Source organism: Celerinatantimonas diazotrophica, from assembly GCF_004339545.1.
GTDB classification, from domain to species: domain Bacteria; phylum Pseudomonadota; class Gammaproteobacteria; order Enterobacterales; family Celerinatantimonadaceae; genus Celerinatantimonas; species Celerinatantimonas diazotrophica.
Window position 1 is genome coordinate 275,015 of sequence record NZ_SMGD01000011.1, and the last position, 22,242, is coordinate 297,256.

Below are 22,242 nucleotides of genomic sequence, written 5' to 3' on the forward strand. Positions count from 1 at the left end.
AGAAGAGAATGTGAATATGCAACATATTATGAACATTACACACGACTACCAATGGATCACGCTGGTTTGGTGGATTTTAATTGGCTTGTTTGTCGTGATTTACATCATTCTTGATGGTTCCGATCTAGGAGCTGGCATTTATTCTTTATTTCACGCTGATAGTGAAGAAAAAGGTTCCATCATGGCCTCCATGGCGGGCACTTGGGATGCAAATGAAACCTGGCTGGTCGTAGTCGGAGGATCACTTTTTGGGACTTTTCCTATAGCTTATGGCTCACTGTTCCACTATCTAATGATTCCGCTGATGTTGGTACTTTGGGGGATCATTATGCGGGCGGTATCTTTAGAATTCCATCACTACTCAGAGCGCAGTCGAGTCTATTGGGATTGGGGATTTGGTCTGGGGAGCCTGATAGTCGCGTTTTTTGCTGGCGTCTCTTTAGGGGCATTTCTTCAGGGATTCCCCGTGTCGCAAACAACGGTGCCGACATTTACTGGTAGCTATCTAGCATTTCTCACCCCATTTAGTGTTTGGACTGGCGTGACCGCAACCATTGCTGCATCGTTAGCGGGTGGCGTCTATCTGCGGGCTCGTTTTGATCGGAAGAGTGATATTTACCATAAGGCACTCAAATGGACCAATGTGATGTTCTACCTAGCATTGTTGGCTATTCTCAGTACTGTTATCTGGTCATTTATTCAGTTTCCATGGGCTCGAAATAAGTGGATTGGGCCTTATTGGTGGGCATTCGTGCTGGCTGGTGCTGTCGTTCTGTACGCCACCTGGGCGATGCGACATGCCTCACATCAAAAACGAGATGTAAGTGCAATGCTGTGGCTGGCTGTGATCGTATTCATTAATTTTGCAATTATGATGGTAACCATCTTCCCTTGGTTTGTACCTGATACCATGACAATATTTGATGCAGCAAATCCTTCAAATTCATCAGGTGCATTTACTTATACCATGCTTGTTTTTGTCCCTGTCATGCTTTGCTATAACTTCTATCAAGCATGGGTTTTCCGTGCTCGACTGAGTAAATTGGCAGGTTATGATAGCCACGCCTAGTGTCACTATTGAAGGAGGCCTTTGATGAAGGCCGCCTTCAAATTTTCATCACCGAGTGTACAAGCTGTATGGCACCTAAAAGCCATGGGACTTTTTTTAATCGGTCCGGTCGCTGGGATTATTCTTGTACAATGCATTTTTGGTCTACCTGCGTTCCTATGGTGGTCCGCTGGCGGTATGGGGGGATTCATGTTTACAATTTGGATGATCCTCGTTTTAAAGGAACGAGCCTTGATTATCAAGCAAACGAGACACAAATGTGCTTAATACAAGATGGATAAACCAATGCTTGTGAGTCACTCTGTTAGAATTTATAAATTCATTCGTTGAAGAGCACTAATCACTGCTACATAAGCATATTGTCCGGTTAATTTGTAATAAAACCTATTTCAACCAACCTGTTCCAGCGATATCACATAGCACTCCAAATCTGACAGAAACGTTAAAAAAAGCAGGTTAGGATGATGATCGGGTATACGAGTTTTTGAGGGTTATGATTTAGGACAAAGGCTGCTTGCACCCTATTTTCCAGCAGACCTAGAAAATGGGTTAAGTTAAATATCGAGCCCAATTCACCATATTACTGATAATATAATCAGTTTTTTTATCTGCTGGTATACGATATTTATCAGACCACTCAGCCTCACGCTGTCTCTCTCGAATTTGTCGTGGCGTCAGGTCATATCGATCTCGAAATTGACTACTTAAATAATTGCTATTAGGTATACCACATTTTAACGCAATTTCAGCAACACTACTTTTAGCATTAATTGGATCATGAAGGGCCTTAAAGCAGGCCGCTAACCGGTACTCTCGTATGATGGAAGTCACCCCACCATCTTCTTTAAAGAGTCGATATAATGTCGATCGCGACATAAAAAATTGATTACAAATCGTATCAGCCGTTAGCGATAAATTCCCAATATTCTCGTTTATATACTTTTTGATAGACGATTTTATATTGTCATCAATCGATTCAGAGACATCAAAGTCACTTTTCAAACAGAGTACATCCAACATTGCAATTAAACTATCCGATATAACCGAAGATTCTTGAGCGCCTGCTGTTAATAGCTGCTTTTTTATACTGCTTATAAAGTCTTTGAATAACCGCTCATGAATGCTGTGACGTTCAAAAATAGGTCCTGTTGCAACGGCCAAACGCGGGATATTTTCCAGCAACCACTGTCGAGGTAGGACAAAAATACTAGCTTTGGCATTTTCACTACAAACGGCCTCAACTGGTTGACTCAAATTAATGGCTGATATACCACCATTCTCAATAAAATGAGAATCGCCATTACGGGTACAATTATACCCAGATTCAAATGTTTCCAGTAATATGTGGTCAGCTTCACTAAAATCTTTGTGGGTTTTATGACTACGCGTGTACTGTTGAGCAGCCATTGTGATTTCTGAAAAGAGGAACTTGCCAGAATTTATTTGCGTAAAAGATTGTTGCAGATTTTCAACAAAATTTGAAACAGGATAACATTCAAAATAAGGTGAAACACTCGCACGCCAGATTTCGAATATTTCTTCATTGTCACCAATATTATCCTGACTAACACTCACATAAGGAAGTATTATATTGCTTTGCTTTTCCATCACTCACTTTCATGGATCATAAGTCACCATTACGAATCATATTCGAGATAAAATCTATCTCGTCTTGATTCAATATGTCCTCTTTATAGGGTTTATCACTTTTCTTTATCTCAGTGTAAATATAATTAATTAACTGACTCTTTTCAATATCAGAGAGCCAACTTAAACCAGATTCAAAAGTGGAAACGAGCAAATCGTATACTTGATCTTTTTCTAAACGATGCCAATTAAGTTGAATCCCTTTTGACTTAAGTTCATATACAACTGTTTTAACTAAAGCCTGGCTTGGAGTATTCGAGAAGCAGCTGCTTGTTGCCATTATGTTTATACCCGCATTAAAAATAATTGAAAATCATATTTTTATGTTTTTCCACGAGCATTGTATACGACTATCAAACCAACTCGAAACGCGACATTTAACATCGTTTCATAAAACATTTAATTTAAAGCCATCTTATAATGGTGGTAGTGGGAGCTCAACTTTGAATCACTTATATTGATAATATTAATATTAACAAATAACTTTTCGAATACAATTAATGGCTTTTAAATAACCATTATTAATGACTGTTAACTCAATTATAACTCTCAAAAGGAACATGGATCAACGATATTGAGCTCCATTTATAGGAATTAACTGCCATTATCAGCAGTAAATAAAAGAGTATATGACACTCCTACTCTACAAGTATTTCTTGCAGAGGCTAGTGAGACATGGAATTGGGCTGCTTAGCTTTCATGACACACTTAACCCTCTAAAAATTTAATTCTTGTTGTAACCATGATTTAAATGCATTGATTCTTAAAATTCTCGAAGAAGAAGGATCACTAATTACCGAATAGCGAATCCCCGGATTTAAACCGATATTAAAAGGCCTGACTAACAGACCTCGCTCAACAAAATCTGCACAAATACTTTCCGTTGCTAAACATGCACCATGTCCAGCAACTACTGCATTAATTGCCATATCAAAAGTCCCCACTTCCATCCATTGAATCCCTTCTTTTTTAGCTCCGACATTTGCATATTCAAACCACTTCTCCCAGCTAAAAGAAGCCGAATGAAAGTCAATCAACCAACATTTAAGTAGTTGTTCTGGAGAAGTAAACTTCATCGCGTTAGCAAGTTCGGGGGAACAATAAGGATAAATAGCTTCTTCAAATAGCGTCTCCTGCTCTAAATCAAGATGTGCGACACTTTCATCACCTTGCCAAATTAGGACATCAGTTTGAGTATGCCGAATATCAATCTCCTTAATAGCTTGTACTCGAATTGGAACATGAGGAAATTCCGTAGTGAACTTCCATAGTCTAGGCATTAACCACCGTGTTGAAAATGAACGTGGCGCACTCACATTTAATACGCCCTCAAGAGGTTCATTTTGAATTCTATTGAGTCCAGTTATTATATTATTAAAACCATCATTAACATGCTTGTGCAGTATTTGCCCTTTGTCAGTTAAGTGCATTTCACGCCCGCGACGAATGAATAATTTACATCCCAAGCGTTCCTCAAGTTGACGCAATTTTTGACTAATGGCAGCTTGCGTGACGTGTAGCTCTTCTGCAGCTTTACTATAACTTTTTAGCCGAGCAGCTGATTCAAAAAAGCACAGTGCTGAAAGATAACGTAGTCGACTATCCATAAGCAGAGATTATAGTTCCTGTAACAAATCGTTGTTCGTAAGACAGCTCGTTTGCCCTGATAATAACTACATCTGATAGCTAATCAAGGATAACAAGATGAGGGTAATGAGATCCTACCATACAAGAAAATTTCATAATCTATTGAAATTTATTAAATTTAAATCCCCATTTAATCAAAAAAATAGGCATTTCAAAACGATATCACCTTACCTACAAAAAGATGTTGGACTCTCCTTTGAAAAGCAAGATGATTTACACTATTCAAGGTTTTTATAACCTGAGCTAATTCTAAACATAAAATTAGTAAAAAAGGGCGAACTAGCCAGCCACATTGTCGACAGGCCGAGGCAGCAAATATAAATTTATAGCGCTCATGGATCCGTGAGCAATTTTTTAGATCCAATCACCGATTAGGCCCGAATCAACTGCCAAGTGCGACACTCGCAATATCAACAAGACAAAGCCATTTCCTTTTTACCGCGCCGATACCGCTTGTGGCCTTGCCTTAAGTGGCGATATAACTTACCACCCAGGCATTTATCCTGCGCTACAAATCGGTAGATCCACTCATGACTGACAGCAGCACCGACTTTAGTTAATACATTGGAAATCTGTTCTGGACTCCAATCTGCTTCTAAAAGGAGGCAGATAAAATCAACTCGCTCCTGAGGGATCCGGTATTTACGCGCTGATGTGCGTTTTTTGATGAATAACACCTAGTGGGCTTCTCTTGGGCAATAATGGCCACCCTTGTGGCTGAGGTTAAGCTCCCGATACACCGTCGGGCGATGGCTCTGAACTATTTCGCTATTTCAGAAACCGAAATACCCAGTTCCATAAGAGCAGAAATGTGGGATCGTCTACCCGCGGTCAACTACTGATCATTCATGGTTGAATTGCTTATTTCTTTGGCAAGAAGAGCGTACCACTTTCAGTAGTTGACTTCCTCTTCTACACCTTGCCATGTGTGTCGCACCTATTAATCGGGGGGGTATATTGCATAAAGTATTCAAATTCATTTTCACAAACTTGTACAAACCCTAGCCTTGCATACAAATACTGAGCTGGATTTGTTTTTACCACACTCAGTCCTACGCTATCCCCCGTAATATTAGCGGTATTAATTAACGTTTCTATAAGAGACGTTGCAATTTTTTGATTTTGATAGTTGGGATGGATCTGAATTTGGATAAGATACCATTGATTAGAATCTTCTCTAAATTTTGTTTTGAACAAGCCAACTGGACAACCATTCACTTCAATAATTTTCGCATGCTCAAATTCATATAACACGCGGGCTAAATAAGCATCTTCGGTGGTTGGCATACCACATTCTTTAAGGTAGGTGCCCATCGTTAGACTGCGAAGGTTAAGCAAAAATTTAATGTCTGAATCTAACGCTCTTCTCAATGAATATTCCATGAGTACTCCATTTACCCTAACGTCCATCAGGGTAAAAAAACAAAACAGTTAAATGTTATACCCAGATATCATTTTCCGCTTGAAGCGCTCCACCAGCCTCTCCCGTTTTAACAACATCCTGAGACGCGATTAACAGAACATAGCATTCACTTTCAGCAAAAAAGCGATGCTCTACACCTTTGGGAACAACACATATTTCGCCGTCACAACACACTCACGAAATTCACTGCCCATTGTTCCTTTGACCACCAAAAAGATCTCACCGGTGTCTTTATAAGGCAAGGCCAGGCAAACCCACTTAAAAATCTAACCCATTTGAATGGCCAATGACTCACCTATTCAATAATACGAGGTAGCCAATACTCAAAAAACTGACTGAGCTTTTCAGCTAGATTATTAGCTGATTTTTTGCAAAAATTGCCATGCTCGGCAGGCACGCTCACAAAAACTGTATCGAGCGCATGCTGATTGATCTAATTTATCAGTCCTTAAATGATCAATCGAGCTAAATCTTTATCTTGAACAATTAGCCATAGCGCCATCTTCCTCATAGCAAAAAACAGCATTCATCGGCGATACGTCGCCAAATTGACAGGTTTCTATTGCAATTCTGTATTACTCACTTGAGCCCTGAGGGACCAGTATATTTAACCGACGATGGGTATTTTCACGATAAGCTTTAAGCCGATTAATGTAATTTGCACAACCTCCGATATCGCCGTTATATCCCCATTTAATAATTTCGTTATTGGTGTCTGCGATAAGCTTAATTGAGCAATGATGGTTGACAGGAATAACTTGATAGTAAGTATGGTTGCCATTACCAGGTAATATATGCGGAATAACAATACTCCCCCGCTGATTTAGCGACCAAGTATAGATCGTTTTATTCGCATTTATTTGCTTATCTGAAGGCTTACCTAGAACATCAATTGCTACTCTTACTTTTTTTCCTTTTAACGTATTGAGACCATCTTTCATTTGCCCAAATGAGGCGCATCCAGATAATAAAAACAAGCTCCATGCGATCATACAAAATTTATGCATTTAATAGTTCCTCGTTTAGCGAGGTACAGTACGATATGAATTACGACAAAGATCTCCATATGTAACCGCTCGCTCTAGGGACTATTGACCTTTGGTGGTTGAATTTTGTTCAAATTAAACGCATTTTGAACGCGGCGCCCCCTGCGTCGCTTAATGAGTGAAGCAAGCTGGGGCAACAAAGTTCAGGATGCGTTTAAATGAACCCCAAGGGCAGTATCTGAGAGGCATTTATCCAGCGTTAAACGTTCTTTGTGGAGAATAACGACACGGCACAACGTTTGCCTTGCCTAAATCCCTCTCAGATTTCTGCAAAACGAATCACAAAAGGTCAATAGTCCCTAGAGACTGTTACACTCTTTCCGATGCTTTTATAACAAAATTATTCATTGTGATTTGCTACGGGGTTATACATTTTACCCATTCAACTATCAGAGTTTTTTGCTGTTAATACCCGCTTAATTATTTCCAAATTCGATATAAAATTTCGACTCCGAGCCATTCAAGCTATTTGTAACTCAATTGCGGCCCCCGTTGATGACTTAAATTTTCACAACTGAGTGCAAGCAATATATCTCGTTCTTTATGAACTAACCTTTCACCATATCAAGGCCGAGTGTTTTCCATCACGGTAACCTCAATCAGGGATGATCATAGTCACCTCGATTAACCAGTTGCTCTCTCTAATATGACGTACACAGTCGTTTTAAATAGTCGATTGCGGCTACACTATAAAAAAGCCTGAGTAGTATGGTTACTCAGGCTTTGGGGATGGCTCACCTAGATTAAGGTTGTCGCAGAATGACCTTCGTTCACTACCTTTGGCGACAACCTCAATTAAAGAGGCCGGTACTTTACTCGGTTATATCTTAACCATAAAGGTGCCTTTTGGCACAACTGGCAGGTATTTCTTATAGAAGTTTATATAATCCTGCTGTGGGTGCAAATCGCTAAACAGCTTGGGATACAGGGCTTTCGCGTAGAATTCGATCATGGCTCCATCCATAATGGTACGACAAGCGCCATGATAGGCACCATACATCCGATTATTTTTGACGGCGGATAGAGTCGACCAGCCAGTACGATTTTTGAATCCGGCTAAACGCTCTCTGGCCACTTTTTTAGAAATCCCCTGCCCCATCAGCATGCTATCGCTTTTTCCGACTTCGTATCCTGTTATCACGATGACGTCAGGGTTAGAGGCGATGATTTGTTCTGGGTTCATTTTTCCCCACCATTCCACATAAGGGGCGGCAATATTATCCCCCCCGGCAATGGTGCTGATGGCTCCCCACATGTTTTTACCAAAGGTATAACCGATGTCATTGACTCCAGAGGCGCCAAACTCAGTGTAGACTTTGGGCTTAGGTAAGTTCGCTTTAGCGAGTCGACTCTTAATCATGTGGATGGTATGAGCATATTGGTTGGCGATTTCTTCAGCACGCTTCTGTTGGCCCGTTATCACCCCAATGATTTTGGTACTTAACATATGACGCTTTAAAGTTTCGGCATTATAGTCGACAACCACAACAGGAATACCAGCGTTTTCCAAGCGTTTTACATCATCACCAAGGGCTTTGTATTGCCATGCCGCTAGCATAACAAGATCGGGGTTTAGGCTGATGACCTTTTCCACCGAGAAAGTTTTCGTATCCACTCGACCAATGGCAGGAATTTTGGCTAGTGAAGGGCGATGTTTGACATACATGTCCCAATTCGCTTTGCGGGCTTGCCAAATGTATCTTGACATGCCAACCACATGATCATAGGCAGCTTCGGTACCGATGGCCATATAGTCCTCAGGATAAAACCCAACAATGACGCGTTTTGCAGGTGCATCAAAGGTGACATGTCGTCCTAAAACATCGGTAATCGTAGTGGTCTTAGCAAAGCAGAGACTCGAGAACAGCAGAGCGGCAATACAAAATAGTTTTTTAAGCATGAAAAATATCCTTAAGGCATCATCAACATATTTTTAACTTACGAACAAAAGCGGCTTTAGCAAAACCGTAACAACAAAATAATCACTTGCGCGAATATTACGTTTAATTGCAATACATATGCAAATCATTATCATTGCTTTTTAAGATTATATTGCGAATAGCTCTTTAGTGGTTCTCAGATGCGCAGTAATTGGTGTTATGTGAGAAGCAAAGAACAAGGCGTTTTAACAATGATTTTCCTTGATAAAAGATGGAGTGCCTTAGATTACAACGGTGTCATGCACTGTTCATGGGCAATGTAGGATAAAAATACATGATAGATTCAAATATAGTTCACAGTGCCCTTAAAGCTCAGCGAAGCTATGAACGACGACGTTTTATGATAATCAGTGTGTTGGCCCTGATATTGCTATTATCTTTTGTTTTCGATATAGCCACTGGCCCATCCATGATCAATGTTATGGATGTGACACATGCGTTAGCGCATTTATTTGGCTTCCACTTAGAAGTATCGCATACGACTGAAATTATCGTGTCTAATCTGCGCTTACCGATAGCTGTCATGGCGGTGGTCGTGGGTGGTTCGTTAGGGGTCGGTGGGGCTGAAATGCAAACCTTACTGAATAATCCAATGGCCAGCCCTTACACCTTAGGAATGGCTGCTGCATCTGGCTTTGGTGCAGCTTTAGTATTGTATTTAGGCTCCCTGGGCTTAGAGGCGAATGTGGCGGTGCCTGTTGGGGCATTTGTGTGCTGTATGTTGTCAGCAAGTTTGCTGTTTGGGCTGGCAACGATGCGTCATATTACCTCTGGACAGTTGATTCTAGCAGGAATTGCACTGTTATTTTTATTTCAATCACTACTGTCTTTGGTGCAATTTCTTTCTTCACCAGAGTTGAGCCAACAAATTCTGTTTTGGTTGTTTGGCAGTTTGACCAAAGCTAGTTGGACGAATGTCGGGATTACCACAGGGATAATCACTCTGTGTTTGGGCATGTTAATAAAAGATGCGTGGAAGCTGACGGCCTTAAGGTTAGGAGAAGAAAGAGCCAAAAGTTTAGGGGTTGATGTGATGCGCCTGCGTATGAAAGTTTTGGTTGTTGTCGCAGTTATGACCGCAACTGTCACTAGTTTCGTTGGCATCATTGGCTTTATCGGTATTGTTGCGCCCAATATTGCCCGTATCTTAGTAGGAGAAGACCAACGCTACTTTTTGCCTTTATCCTTTCTCGTGGGAGCGTTTTTATTATCCAGTGCCTCGGTCTTATCCAAAGTGATTGTACCAGGGTCTCTGTTTCCTATTGGTATTGTAACGGCCATCATCGGAGTGCCGTTTTTCTTCTGGTTGATCATAAATAAGAGACGCTAAATATGTTAGAAGTTCGTCATCTACATCTCGCCTTTGATGATTTAATACTGGCTGATGATATGAGTTTTACCCTCAAAGCTGGGCAAACTCATGTGATCATCGGCCCCAATGGCACCGGCAAGAGCTCGTTGCTGAAAGCCTTATTTGGCGATTTAGTGCCTCAGCATGGGCGTATTCTCTTTCAGGATCAGGAAATAGACCGCAAACATCTCGGCAACTGGCGTCAACACTTTGGTTATATGCCCCAAGATATTCGTCTTGATGTGGGATTGAGTGTATTAGAAGTGGTGTTGTTGGGTCAGCTTGATGCTTTATCCTTAAAACTTGGCGATAGTTTACTCAAAGAAGCACTGAGTGCGTTGCATCAAATTGGGCTTGTACATCTTGCCAATCGTGATGTACGGACATTAAGTGGCGGACAATGCCAGATGGTATTGTTTGCGCAAGCGCTTATGCGTCAACCCAAAATTCTTATGCTGGACGAGCCAGTCAGTGCATTGGATCTACACTTTCAGCAAGTGATGCTGGATCATTTAGATTCACAAACTAAAGCGAAAGACTGGGTTTCGGTGATGGTCCTGCACGATTTAAACTTGGCAGCACAATATGCCGATAACTTGTTAGTGTTAAAGGACGGTAAGTTAGTGGCGCATGGGTCACCTAAAAACGTCCTGACCCCAGAGTTAGTAAAAGCGGTCTATGGTGTCAAAGCCGATGTCATTCTTGACAGTTCCGGCATCCCCTTTATTCGAACACAACGCAATGGCCATGAAGCACCTTTAGCGGCAGTGGTGTAGCCCTTGCTGTCCATTCCTTATTTCACCGTCTTCTTAGCTGAGAGTATCCAATAGATTATTCATGAATACTTCGGACTTTCTTAATAACTGGCGTCGCTTGTCAGCCGCCAGTCGCGTATTGATTCTTAACAGCTTTACCTTCAACCTAGGTTTTTACATGCTGTTGCCTTACCTTGCGGATCATTTGCAGCGTTCGCTGGGATTGAGCCCTTGGTATGTTGGACTGGTCATTGGTCTGCGCGTACTCAGCCAGCAAGGCCTGTTCCTGATTGGGGGAACCCTAGGAGATTACTTAGGTTACAAGCGTTTGATCTTGCTAGGCTGTTTGATTCGCGTATTGGGCTTTGCTCTATTGGGGCTCGCACAAAATTTGCCGCTGTTGTTGTTGGGGGCTTTTTTTACGGGCTTTGCAGGGGCGCTATTTACGCCTTCTAGCAACGCGTATTTGGCTTATCAGGCCCCCGATCAAGTGCAAAGAAATCGTATTTTTGCGATGCAAAACTGGGCGCGCGAAGGAGGACTGCTGCTTGGACCTTTGGTCGGTGTTTCCTTTATGGCCGTCAGCTTTATGTGGGTTGGCCTAGTTTCAGCGTTGTTGTTTCTGGCCCTGTTTTTCATTCAGTGGTGCTTTTTACCGGAGCTGAGTGAGCAAGTAAAACGTTCTGCTACGGAGCAACGCTTTTGGCAACAATGGTCGAGCATGATAAAAAATGAGCATTTTATGGGCTTTATCCTCTGCGCCTGTGCGTTTCATCTATTTTTTCAGCAATTGTATTTGTCTCTGCCGAATGAAATATCAAGACGAGGTCTTGGCTCTGATGTGATTACATGGGTATTTATGACCACGTCGATTTTAGGTATTACATTGCAAATGCCGATCAGTCGTTGGGTCTCTCGTACCCTCGGTAGTGCTAAAGCAATGGGATTAGGGCTATTGCTCATGGGTGGGTCATTTCTGTGCTTTTTAGTCGATGTAGCCGATTTCTCTTGGCTCAGTTTTATTGCTTACGGTGTCATATTTAGTTTGGGGTCCATGTTGCTGTTACCGCTATTAGGCGCACACATTCCACTCTTTTGTGATAAATCTGAGCTGGGGAGTTACTACGGGCTCTATTCCTGTGTGGGGGGAATAGCGGCCTTTCTGGGTAACGTTATTATCGGCTGGCTGTTATCATTAGACGGTCTCAACCATAATTGGATTTGGTTGGCCCTGGCACTGCTTGGCACCCTCTCCGGGATGGGGATGTATCGGCAAATTCGCAGCCTATCCGTTCAACAAAGTGCATAACATAAGCCTATATGGTTTGCTTATCCCAATGACCACAACGCATGACCGAAGCATGAAAGGGTGCTGCGCCTTAAGCGATATTTAAGCATAAAATACCCGTAGGGCTGCTGAACGGACAGCCCTTTTCACTGGGTTTTCTCTTAATGATTATACAGTCTCTCATCCCAACCAAAGATTAAAACAGCCAAGCATTAGGGACTGTTGACCTTTTGTGATTAGTTTTGCAGAAATCTGAGAGGGATTTAGGCAAGGCAAACGTTGTGCCGTGTAGTTATTCTCCACAAAGAACATTTAACGCTGGATAAATTCCTCTCAGATACTGCCCTTGGGGTTCATTTATATTTTTTAACATTTTCCAGCCAACTGACGGGTCAGCTCTTTGGCTGAAATTTCTTGGCACCCTTGGGTATTTTGACCACACCATAGCGAAGAAAAGTCATCAATGCCCTGCTTTTCAGCCCCTTGACGTAATTGTGCCATTTCAATTGACGCATACGGATACTCAGGTACAAATTCAGACATATAACCAAGCTCATCCATCACCCGATTCACAATACCCCGAGCAGGTTTGCCTGAAAAAATATTCGTTACTGCTGTGTGTAACGATTTTTCACTTTTTAATGCCTGTCGATGTATTGGGGAAGTTTGAGCTTCGCTGCATAATAAATAAGCGGTTCCAATTTGCACCGCGGTTGCCCCCAATTGCATACAAGCTTTCACTGTATTGTTATCACTAATGCCACCTGCCGCTATAACTGGAATATTGACTCGTTTTACCACCTGAGAAACAAGCGAAATTAATCCCATTTGTGTCGAGAGGTTACTCGATAAAAACATGCCGCGATGTCCCCCCGCTTCAAGCCCTTGAGCAATAATGCCATGCACGCCTCGCGACTCTAACCAAATGGCTTCTTCCACGGTGGTTGCCGATGAGATGACCGTCGTTCCCCACCCCATCACCCGCTGCAATAAATCTTTGTCGGGTAGACCAAAATGAAAACTAATAAATTCTGGAGCAAACGGTTCAATAGCATCCGCTATATCATGACTAAACGGGACTCGGCTCGCTCCCCCCGTGGCAACATCCATATCAAGGCCTAACTCAGTAAAGTAGGGTTTCAGTTTACTGCGCCAGATTTTTTGACGTTTTGCATCGTAAGGACGCAATTCATGACAGAAAAAATTAAGGTTAAATGGCTGACGAGTCGACGCCTTTATTAAAGCAATCTCGCTCACAATTTTGTCAGTACTCAACATCCCACAAGGTAACGACCCCAATCCACCCGCTTGACTCACCGCAATGGCCAAAGAACTCCCCTGGACGCCTGCCATCGGGGCTTGAATAATCGGTAAATCGGTCCCTAATAGATCTTTATAGTTTATGTTCATTTGTTGAGCTCCCTACCTTTAGCATTGGCATTCACATTTTTATTGTGCGCGCACCATCCCCTTTGAATTAATATGGCAGTTATAACTCGATAAAAAATAAAATAATGCGTAAATAGCTACAAAATGTGCTCAAACTTCAAGCTCCATTAAAGACCCTATCGGCTGTTCATCCAGTGCATCACATAGCATCAGTGCGATTAAAAAACTGAGTTGGTGTTAGATAATGCCCTCTCATCATTTTATTCTTTCGAACTAATAGGAGAGGAACATTTTTAAGAAGGAAGCTTCACTTGCCTGCGGTGACCTGAGTTTGTGTGGTTGACGATTGTTATTATGGCCACGCGCAATGAATCAAGAGGCAATGGATGAGCGCCATAGCATGATTGTCGTTACAACGTTACCATGTTGAGCTTGATGTAGCGCTTTAAAGTCGTGCTTTAGATAAAAATTCACATTAAAGCGTTCACATTGTAGATACAAATCCTGAATACCTAACCCAACCGCCAAACCTTTTGCTTTCTCTAGCAGTTGGCTTGCAACCCCCTGCCCGCGATGAGCGGCATTAGTATATACCCCGCCAATCCAATGTTCATATTCAGGGTAATGATTATTTTCACGTAACTTCAACTCTAAGACGCCCACTAATTCATGATCTATATGGGCGACTAACACCATCGGTAATCGGTCGCGGTTATGTGTTTTCTCAAGCACTTTTTCAAGAACCAGACTTTCAGTCATATTTGGGGCATGATGTGACCACTCATTAAAATACCATTTGGCTATTTTGGGTGCCTCATCTGGATGATCGGCTAGTAATGAAATTTCCATAATTCCCCTTATAACGACACAGTTAGACTACCGCGGATGATTCAATAGTTTCTTACACAATACTGAAAATTCCAGCCGATACCCTTTTGGTTGAAATTTACCGAATGTTGATTCATAAATCCATGAAAGAAGTGGACAGAGAAATGATCGGCCCATTGTTTTAGCGCTTTAGTTCCGCGCAAAATGCTCAATGATAAATTCAATGAATAGGCGCACCCGCATTGGTAGGTGGTCACGATCACGGTATAGCATAGACAGTGTACGGGCTTGGCTACGCCAATCGGGGAGCACATGTTGAATCTCGCCTTGCGCTACCATGGGCAACGCAAAGTAATCAGGAATATAGCCAATACCTAGCCCAGTTTTAACCCCATGAGTCAGCATCAAAATTTCATCAACTTCTAATCGAGCATCTTGATGCGGATAATATTCGCATGCCTGCCCGCTCTCTTTATGCACCAACCGCCACGGGAGCATCGGTCGGCAAATGATGGTGTCATGGCCGCGTAGATCTTCTGGCGTAGCAATATCAGCGACCTCAGCATCAGGATGAGCACACAACATAAAGTAAATATCCTTTAACGGCCGGACGACCCAGTTTTCAACCATGGGATTGCCCACCCGAAAGGCCACATCAATCCCTTCGGCTTCAATATCAATCAGTGAATTGGAGAAATGAAGATCCAATTGAATCTCGGGGTATTGCTGCAAAAACTCATAAAACAGATTTCTCAAAAAATATAACCCCGCATTGATTGGCGCACAAATACGAATCTTGCCCTGCGGCTGATAGCGGTCTCGATGTAGCGCTTCATCAATATCATGGAGCTCATCAAACAGGGGGCTAGAACGCTGGAAATATTGTTCACCAATACGAGTCAGGACCACCCGGTGAGCATCGCGGTTGAGCAACCGAAGTCCTATATCGGATTCTAACTGACGGATACGTCGGCTCAATGTTGAAAGTGGCATGTCTAACGATTGCGCAGCCTCTTTAAAACTGCTGCAGCGAGCAACCCAACAAAAACAGCGGAGGTCATCTAAGGAATAATTAGATTTCATTTTTGGCATTTAACTTCTTATTTTTGTCTATTTATACAAATATTGGAATCAATATACTAGCGAATACCTGCTGACAAGTCACACGGAGTGATAATGAAATCAAATCCAACCCTGAAAGCGATCCCACTACTGATCCTCTGTACCTTCTTTTGGGGCAGTTGTTTTCCTATTGGGAAGCAAGTGTTAGGCGAAGTACATGCACTAACCTTGGTCTTTTGGCGCTTTATCATAGCCGCCATCTGTCTGGGGCTATACCTTAAGCTCGCACGAATGCCCAAGCTCAACTTGAGCAAACGTCAGTGGCTGTGGGTGATTGCAGTGAGTGTCGTGGGTGTAGGCGGGTTTAACCTCTGTCTATTTACCGGACTGACCCACACCCAAGCCACTAATGGCGCGCTTATCATGGCGTTGAGTCCCATGATAACCTCGTTAATCACCTGCATTGCCTCGCGCAAATCTCCTTCATTAATGCAAAGCTTCAGTCTACTCGTGAGTCTAACTGGCGTGCTGATAGTGATCACCAATGGTCATCTCAACACCTTACTGTCCATGCAGATTAATCGCGGGGATGAGCTTATCTTCTGTGGCATGCTCGCTTGGAGCCTCTATACCTATTTCAGCCAAGGAATTGGCCGCTGGATGCCGATGATCCCTTATACATTTGTCGGCATGGTCAGTGCTGCTTCAGTCATTGGTGCAGTGTGCCTAGCCTCTCCAGAAGTGAAACCGTTCACTGAATTGTTCCATAGCACCATGTTCGGGATCTCCGAAGTGGTCTATATCGGTGTCTTTGGGACAGTAGCCGGTTATTTATTATGGCTCAACGGAGTCCGTCATCTGGGCCCTGCCAATGCCGCACTATTTTTCAACTTTGTTCCCATCTTCTCGGTATTGACCTCATTTATGCTGGGTCAAATAGTGACATGGCTACAACTATTAGGAATTATAGTGGTTATTACAGGCTTGCTATTACCGCATATTCTTCGCTTGAAACAAGCTCCTGTCGTATCTTCTCAACCCTGAGCCATTGGGCAATCAATAAGTTGCTGATCATCCTCGATAGCATACTGTGCTATCGAGGTATGATATTAACTTCTTACTCGTATATTCACTGCTGTCTATCACCTTACGCGCCAAGATACTGCAATAATTGCTGCTTGAGTTCTTCATATAACTGCGCTTGCACTTCATCAAGCTGGTATTGCTTTCTATCTAGACACAATTTAAGCGTCCCTAATAGCGGTAAACCACTCAATTTGGTAATGCTCTCAGGATGGCTAAACGAGGATCGCACAGTGACGCCTAATCCAGCTTCGACGGCACGCCATAAATTGCTTAAGCTGCGGCCCACAAAGTTAATCTTCCAGGGAATGCCCTGGTGATCCAACGCGGCTATTGCTTGTTTACGAAGCAAGCATGAACCGTCCAGCATCACTAATGGCAACGGCTTTGCCGTCAGTACGGATTCTCGAAGATGCGGGTTAGCGGGACCATACCAGTGCATGGGCAACTCTGCTAAAAACTCGCTATAAGGGGCACTTTTCTCACCAGCCCAGCCCAACGAGAAGTCCAACTCAGCCGATGTGATACCATCAAGCAACTCTTGGTGACGCCCGACAATGGACTGCAACTGGACTTGTGGATGGCTCCGAGAAAAGACGCCCAATAACTGGGGCAAGAGCACATCGCTAAAGTCTTCTTGTAAACCAAAGGTGACTTTGCCAGCGAGCTGATTACCCTGCAATCGGTTCATCAATTCGTCATTGATTTGCAGCATACGCCGGGCATATCCGAGCACTACTTCACCCGCTTCGGTCGGTTCAAGATGCCGCCCAACCTTCATGGCTAACGACGTATGGCAGTGCTGCTCAAGTTTTTTCAACTGCGCACTAGCGGCAGAAGCTGAGCGATTCAGACGCTCGGCAGCAAGCGCAAAACTGCCCAATTCCATCCCCAAGACAAAACACCGCAGAGCATCTAAATCAAAACTACGCATCAATAGATCATCCTGAAAATCAAAACAGTTAATACAAATAGTTTTGATTTTTTAAACATAAATTACAACTTATTATTTTCTTAACCATTCAATCAGACGAGGAAAAACAATGACCCACCAAGAAACACAATTCATGGCGATGATTGCTCGGCTCGCCCCTGAATTCCATCAGCTCACGACTGAAGTGCTATTTGGACAAGTTTGGCCGGATGACACATTAAGCCCAAGAGACCGCAGTTTGATCACAGTGGCGGCTCTGGTGGTCTTGAACCGGATGGAACAATTACCTGGCCACCTAAAGCGTGCGTTAGACCATGGCTTAAGTCGCAAAGAGCTGAGCGCGGCCATCACCCACTTAGCCTTTTATGGGGGCTGGCCGGTCGCTGCCTCGGCACTTGAACGCCTCGATGCCAGCCAATCTCAATACAATTCATAGGAGTATAAATCAAATGCCTTTAACACGAATCACACTCACCCCAGCTTTATTTGAAATAGGCCATCAGGAAATTTCGACCATTTTACAGCAGTGTTTAGAGACGCATTTTGATGTCCCCAGTGGCGATTGCTTTCAGATCTTTGATGTGCAAGCCCCTCAGCACATTGTGTTTGATGGCTATTACCCCAACTTACGCCAAAAACGCAATGAATCAGGGATTTTTTTGCACATTTTTGCCGGCAAGCCACGTAGTCAGGCGCAAAAACGCGCTTTATATCAGGCATTGAATAAACGCCTAACGCAGACTCTGCCCTTGGATGAACAAGACATTATGGTCATCATTCAATTCAATCAGAGCGAAGACTGGTCTTTTGCTTGCGGGATTCCCGCCACCGATTTATAGGAAAAATGATTATGATCGCAATGCAATACACGTTCGTACTCCCCGCAGATTACGACATGACACTCATAGAGCAGCGGATCACAGAGAAAGGCCATTTATTAAATGGTTGGCCGGGATTAGTCTTCAAGGCTTACTTATATGCGCGCAAGGATGCGACGAACTACCACAGTCCGGTAAATTGTTACGCCCCCTTGTATGTGTGGCAAGATCATCATGCCATGATGGCCTTTCTCAACAGTGCTGGATTTAAAGCATTGTGCGAGCATTTTGGCCGTCCCCAAGTCAAAACATGGTTTATTGATGAACCCCCGACGCCCCCCACCGATCAACACCATTTCGCAGCCATTACTCATGATGCAAGTCAGCCAGCGGATATCCATGGCATCGATTACCATACTTGGCAACCACTTCATGTGACATGGATTAGCGACGCTTACCTGCATGCCAGCCCAACACAACCGCTTTATGCGCTGGGGTATATTGCCCGAGGCCACATCAACGGTAACGCGTAGTTATTGACATACAGATTAAATCATGTAAATTTCGGGGTATGAATATGCAAACTTTTATCCAACGAATTATTAGCATCATTTCTTACGAAATGGTGGGATAGTTTGCGCATCTAATAACTCATTCGAAACCCGCCTAAGAGGCGGGTTTTTTATAACTTCACCTCTTAGGAAATACCATAGAGGTCAGTATGTCTACGGAACAAAACCAACCCACGCATGTGACGGACTTCTCTTTCGTCAAAGCTGAACATGCGATACTGGAGTTTTGGCAGAACAACCAAATCTTTCGTCGCTCGCTCGATCAATCCAAAGAAAAGCCCAAATTCGTTTTCTATGATGGCCCGCCATTTGCCACAGGACTACCCCACCATGGGCACCTTGTCGCATCGACGATTAAAGATATTGTTCCCCGCTATCAGAGTATGCTTGGCTATCACGTTGAACGCAGATTCGGTTGGGATTGTCATGGTTTACCCATTGAACATGAAATCGATAAGACGCTTGGCCTATCGGCTAAAGAAACCGTCGCCAAATATGGGATCACCAAATACAACGATGAATGTCGGGGGATCGTCCAGCGTTATACCCAACAATGGCAGAAAACTATCACTCGCTTAGGGCGTTGGGTCGACTTCGAGAATGATTATCGCACCATGGAGCCTTGGTACATGGAGTCGGTATGGTGGGTTTTCAAACAGTTATGGGATAAGGGAATGGTGTATCAAGGCGAAAAAGTCGTTGCCTATTCAACCGAACTGGAAACCGTCTTATCTAACTTTGAAGCTTCATCCAACTATAAAGATGTACAAGATCCAGCGATCACTGTCCTGTTTAAACTAGAAGATGAAGAGGCCTATCTGGCTGCTTGGACGACAACGCCCTGGACGCTACCCTCCAATTTAGCTCTATGTGTTCATCCTGACATCCACTATGTCAAAGTATTAGATGAAACCATCGAGAAAGTCATTTGGCTAGCGCAAGAGCGACTGGAAACTGCTTTAAAAGGTCATGATTTTAAAGTAGTAGCGACCGCTAAAGGAAGTGAGTTAGCCGGTAAAACGTATCAGCCCCTTTTTCCCTATTTTTCAGATCAACGAGAAAAAGGCGCCTTTAGCGTATTATCAGATGGTTACGTCTCCGTTGAGAGCGGTACAGGGATTGTCCATATGGCGCCTGCATTTGGCGAAGATGACCAACGGGTGTGCCGTGAACATGGCGTAGAGGCGAGTGTTTGTCCATTAGATGGTCGAGGGCGTTTTACTCAAGAAGTCGGGGATTTATGTGGCAGTTATGTCAAAGATGCCGATAAGACCATTATCACAACGCTGAAAGAAAAGGGGCTGTTATATCGCCAAGAGACGATAGAGCACAGCTACCCATTTTGTCCACGTTCGGATACACCGATCATCTACCGCACCATCCCTTCTTGGTATATCAAAGTCTCAGCTATACGGGATAAACTGGTTGAAAATAATAGACAAATAAGATGGGTGCCTGACCATATTCAACGAGGTCGCATGGAAAAATGGTTAGAAAATGCCATCGACTGGGCTGTCTCCAGAAACCGCTACTGGGGAACCCCGCTGCCTATCTGGATCAACGAGACGACAGGCAACCAAATTTGCATCGGTTCAATGGCGCAGCTTGCTGAACTCACCGGGCAAAAAGTTGCTGATTTACACCGCGACCATGTCGATGATTTGACCTTCACCTTAGCGCATGAAGAAGGCGTATATCGACGGATCCCCGAGGTATTTGATTGCTGGTTTGAATCGGGTTCCATGCCTTATGCCCAAGCCCACTATCCGTTTGAGAATAAGCAACAGTTTGAAGCCAATTTCCCCGCTTCATTCATTGCCGAAGGTGTCGATCAGACGCGGGGATGGTTTTATACCTTACAAGTGCTCAGTGAAAGTTTATTTGGCAAACCGGCATTCACAAATGTCATCGTCAACGGCATCGTCATGGCTGAAGACGGCAAAAAGATGTCGAAACGCTTAAAGAACTATACGGCCCCGGACATTCTCATGGAAGACTATGGTGCCGATGCATTACGTTTGTATCTAATCAACTCGGGACTCGTGAAAGCCGAAGAACAAAGATTCTCCGACAAGGGAGTTCAGGAGATGGTTCGGCAGGTATTACTACCTTGGTACAACGGGTTTAAATTTTTTAAAACCTACGCGGATATCGATCAATGGCAATCCACTGGGAATCTAGCCCCAGAGAATATATTGGACCAATGGATTATCTCGCGTCTTGAAACGCTAAAAGAGAAAGTGAATAACCAAATGCAAGCTTACCGTTTGTATGAGGTTGTTCCCCCGCTGTTTGAGTTTCTAGAAGATTTGACCAACTGGTATATTCGGTTAAATCGTCCCCGCTTCTGGCAGTCACAGATGAACCCAGACAAAGAAAGTGCCTACGCGACGCTTTACGACTGTCTCAATACTTTTTCGACGCTCATGGCCCCTTTTACGCCTTTTCTATCGGAATATATCTATCAAGAACTCAAAGCCTATACCCATGAGAAAGAGCCCGCCCTATCGGTTCACTTATGTGATTATCCACAACCCAATGCAGAGCGAAAAGATCTGGGGCTTGAGCAAAGTGTGCAGCGTTTACAACATCTGGTAGTCATGGGTCGACAAAAACGTAATGAGCTGAAAATAAAACTCAAAACACCGCTCAAACAAGCCACTGTATTGCATCGAGACGCAGCGGTGTTACAAGATATACAACGTCTATCGCCTTACATCCAATCTGAACTTAACATCAAGTCGCTGGATTTTAGTCTCCAAGAGAGCCAATTCATTGAGCTATACGCGAAGGCTAACTTTTCTGTATTAGGTCGGCGCCTTGGTAAGCAAATGAAACACTTTGCTCATTTAATAGCGAATTTGGGTGAAGAAGAGATTAATCAGTTGCAACAACAAGGGCAATTAATGATTGATGGGCAGTGCTTTAACGAAGAAGAGATCATGATTTATCGTAAAGCCAAAGAGGGAGTTAACGCCGTCTCAGACCGATACATTTCCATGACGATTGACCCTGAACTAACCGAAGAGCTCATTGCTGAGGGCATGGTCAGAGAAATCATCAGTCGGATCCAAAAAACTCGGAAATCATTAGCGTTAGATGTAACTGACAAAATCGAAGTCTCGATCCAAACCTCGCCCCAAATCCGCCAATGGATTGAAACACACGAAGCGTATCTAAAACGTGAGACATTAACACTCGCTCTCGATTTTGATTTACAAAACCAAGACGAAGGCGAACACTATGAACTAGAACTTGGTTCGGTTGATATTAAAATTAGTCCGCGCCCCTAGGTGAATAGAGCGCCACTTCCAAGCCTTAAGTGGCGCTCTCACACAATGCTATCGGCTTAATCATCCGATTTATTTGTCGAGTCATCGAAATCGTACA

The 22,242-nt window shown here is 43.3% G+C and carries 19 protein-coding genes and 1 pseudogene; 9 read left to right on the forward strand and 11 right to left on the reverse strand.

Annotation, left to right across the window (positions count from 1 at the left end; genetic code table 11):
* Window positions 1-16 precede the first annotated feature (16 nt).
* Window positions 17-1,069 (forward strand): cytochrome d ubiquinol oxidase subunit II, encoded by a 1,053-nt coding sequence (gene cydB / locus EV690_RS04400; protein ID WP_224054892.1) that lies wholly within the window; start codon window positions 17-19, stop codon window positions 1,067-1,069.
* Between the two features lie 549 nt (window positions 1,070-1,618).
* Here the strand turns inward: cydB and EV690_RS04405 are convergent.
* From EV690_RS04405 to EV690_RS04440, 7 genes and pseudogenes are all read right to left on the reverse strand, one after another.
* Window positions 1,619-2,677 (reverse strand): helix-turn-helix transcriptional regulator, encoded by a 1,059-nt coding sequence (locus EV690_RS04405; protein ID WP_131911715.1) that lies wholly within the window; start codon window positions 2,675-2,677, stop codon window positions 1,619-1,621.
* A gap of 16 nt (window positions 2,678-2,693) precedes the next feature.
* Window positions 2,694-2,996, reverse strand: a complete 303-nt coding sequence (locus EV690_RS04410) for a hypothetical protein (RefSeq protein WP_131911716.1) — start codon at window positions 2,994-2,996, stop codon at window positions 2,694-2,696.
* A 436-nt stretch (window positions 2,997-3,432) separates the two neighbouring features.
* Entirely contained in the window at window positions 3,433-4,323 is an 891-nt protein-coding gene (locus EV690_RS04415; RefSeq protein WP_131911717.1) for a LysR substrate-binding domain-containing protein, read from the reverse strand.
* Between the two features lie 462 nt (window positions 4,324-4,785).
* Window positions 4,786-5,162 (reverse strand): annotated as a pseudogene (locus EV690_RS18370) (transposase family protein); the annotation flags it as partial.
* Between the two features lie 113 nt (window positions 5,163-5,275).
* Window positions 5,276-5,746, reverse strand: a complete 471-nt coding sequence (locus tag EV690_RS04425; RefSeq protein ID WP_131911718.1) for a GNAT family N-acetyltransferase — start codon at window positions 5,744-5,746, stop codon at window positions 5,276-5,278.
* A 615-nt stretch (window positions 5,747-6,361) separates the two neighbouring features.
* Window positions 6,362-6,793, reverse strand: a complete 432-nt coding sequence (locus tag EV690_RS04435) for a hypothetical protein (protein ID WP_131911719.1) — start codon at window positions 6,791-6,793, stop codon at window positions 6,362-6,364.
* 859 nt (window positions 6,794-7,652) lie between these two features.
* A complete protein-coding gene (locus EV690_RS04440; protein ID WP_131911720.1) occupies window positions 7,653-8,732 on the reverse strand; it encodes an ABC transporter substrate-binding protein in 1,080 nt (359 codons plus the stop codon).
* 314 nt (window positions 8,733-9,046) lie between these two features.
* Between EV690_RS04440 and EV690_RS04445 the strand changes: the two genes are divergently transcribed.
* The 3 genes from EV690_RS04445 to EV690_RS04455 all read left to right on the forward strand — a co-directional run bounded on the left by EV690_RS04445 (window position 9,047) and on the right by EV690_RS04455 (window position 12,187).
* A complete protein-coding gene (locus tag EV690_RS04445) occupies window positions 9,047-10,102 on the forward strand; it encodes a FecCD family ABC transporter permease (RefSeq protein WP_207907505.1) in 1,056 nt (351 codons plus the stop codon).
* Window positions 10,103-10,104: 2 nt separating this feature from the next.
* Window positions 10,105-10,899 carry an ABC transporter ATP-binding protein gene (locus EV690_RS04450; protein WP_131911721.1) on the forward strand — a complete coding sequence of 265 codons (795 nt, stop codon included), beginning with the start codon at window positions 10,105-10,107 and terminating at the stop codon, window positions 10,897-10,899.
* A 61-nt stretch (window positions 10,900-10,960) separates the two neighbouring features.
* On the forward strand, window positions 10,961-12,187 hold the full coding sequence (locus EV690_RS04455; protein WP_131911722.1) for an MFS transporter: 1,227 nt from the start codon (window positions 10,961-10,963) through the stop codon (window positions 12,185-12,187).
* Between the two features lie 345 nt (window positions 12,188-12,532).
* Here the strand turns inward: EV690_RS04455 and EV690_RS04460 are convergent, their stop codons facing one another.
* The 3 genes from EV690_RS04460 to EV690_RS04470 all read right to left on the reverse strand — a co-directional run bounded on the left by EV690_RS04460 (window position 12,533) and on the right by EV690_RS04470 (window position 15,466).
* Window positions 12,533-13,576, reverse strand: a complete 1,044-nt coding sequence (locus EV690_RS04460; RefSeq protein ID WP_131911723.1) for an NAD(P)H-dependent flavin oxidoreductase — start codon at window positions 13,574-13,576, stop codon at window positions 12,533-12,535.
* A gap of 351 nt (window positions 13,577-13,927) precedes the next feature.
* Window positions 13,928-14,404, reverse strand: coding sequence for a GNAT family N-acetyltransferase (locus EV690_RS04465; protein WP_131911724.1), 477 nt, complete (start codon window positions 14,402-14,404; stop codon window positions 13,928-13,930).
* 168 nt (window positions 14,405-14,572) lie between these two features.
* Window positions 14,573-15,466 (reverse strand): LysR family transcriptional regulator, encoded by an 894-nt coding sequence (locus EV690_RS04470; RefSeq protein WP_131912136.1) that lies wholly within the window; start codon window positions 15,464-15,466, stop codon window positions 14,573-14,575.
* Between the two features lie 93 nt (window positions 15,467-15,559).
* Here EV690_RS04470 and EV690_RS04475 point away from each other — a divergent pair, with 93 nt between their 5' ends.
* Window positions 15,560-16,489: a DMT family transporter gene (locus EV690_RS04475; RefSeq protein ID WP_131911725.1), complete on the forward strand. Its 930-nt coding sequence runs from the start codon at window positions 15,560-15,562 to the stop codon at window positions 16,487-16,489.
* A gap of 103 nt (window positions 16,490-16,592) precedes the next feature.
* On the opposite strand, the gene EV690_RS04480 is transcribed toward EV690_RS04475, so the two are convergent.
* A complete protein-coding gene (locus tag EV690_RS04480) occupies window positions 16,593-17,462 on the reverse strand; it encodes a LysR substrate-binding domain-containing protein (protein WP_131911726.1) in 870 nt (289 codons plus the stop codon).
* Window positions 17,463-17,571: 109 nt separating this feature from the next.
* Between EV690_RS04480 and EV690_RS04485 the strand changes: the two genes are divergently transcribed.
* The 4 genes from EV690_RS04485 (at window position 17,572) to ileS (ending at window position 22,145) form a co-directional block, all read left to right on the forward strand.
* Window positions 17,572-17,898, forward strand: a complete 327-nt coding sequence (locus EV690_RS04485) for a carboxymuconolactone decarboxylase family protein (RefSeq protein ID WP_131911727.1) — start codon at window positions 17,572-17,574, stop codon at window positions 17,896-17,898.
* Between the two features lie 13 nt (window positions 17,899-17,911).
* On the forward strand, window positions 17,912-18,301 hold the full coding sequence (locus tag EV690_RS04490) for a tautomerase family protein (protein WP_131911728.1): 390 nt from the start codon (window positions 17,912-17,914) through the stop codon (window positions 18,299-18,301).
* A gap of 11 nt (window positions 18,302-18,312) precedes the next feature.
* Window positions 18,313-18,813, forward strand: a complete 501-nt coding sequence (locus EV690_RS04495; protein ID WP_131911729.1) for a DUF4865 family protein — start codon at window positions 18,313-18,315, stop codon at window positions 18,811-18,813.
* A gap of 188 nt (window positions 18,814-19,001) precedes the next feature.
* Window positions 19,002-22,145 carry an isoleucine--tRNA ligase gene (gene ileS, locus EV690_RS04500; protein WP_131911730.1) on the forward strand — a complete coding sequence of 1,048 codons (3,144 nt, stop codon included), beginning with the start codon at window positions 19,002-19,004 and terminating at the stop codon, window positions 22,143-22,145.
* The last annotated feature ends 97 nt before the right edge of the window (window positions 22,146-22,242 follow it).